This is a genomic window from Saccharomonospora iraqiensis subsp. paurometabolica YIM 90007 (genome assembly GCF_000231035.2).
In the GTDB taxonomy this organism is placed as follows: Bacteria; Actinomycetota; Actinomycetes; order Mycobacteriales; family Pseudonocardiaceae; genus Saccharomonospora; species Saccharomonospora paurometabolica.
On sequence record NZ_KI912238.1, the window covers coordinates 35,012 to 35,409 of the forward strand.

Below are 398 nucleotides of genomic sequence, written 5' to 3' on the forward strand. Positions count from 1 at the left end.
GGACCCGCGCCGGCCGAGCGCCAGGGCGAGCAGCCCGATCCCGCCCATCACGCCCGCCCGCAGCGCGCTCGGTTCGTAGCCGACCAGTAGGACGAACGCGAGCAGCGCCACCCCCGCCGTCGCCGCGGCGAGCCGGGGTCCGGCACCCACCGACCGTGCCAGGAGCAGCACCGCCCCGCACACGATCGTCACGTTCGACCCGGACACGGCCATGAGATGCGACAGGCCCGCGTCCAGGAACTCCTCCTCGACCCGGGGTGGGAGGGCACCGGTGTCCCCCACGATCAGTCCCGGCAGCAGCCCCGCGGGTTCGGCACCGAGGACACCGGCGGCCGCGCGCAGGTCGGCCCGCACCGACCCGGCGGCGCGCTGCCACCAGGGGGCGGACGTGACCCGCC

At 77.1% G+C, this 398-nt stretch carries 1 protein-coding gene; it reads right to left on the reverse strand.

The features are described 5' to 3' along the window. Window positions 1–398: ComEC/Rec2 family competence protein (locus SACPADRAFT_RS27355; protein ID WP_040924284.1), on the reverse strand; the 398-nt coding region annotated here is incomplete at both ends.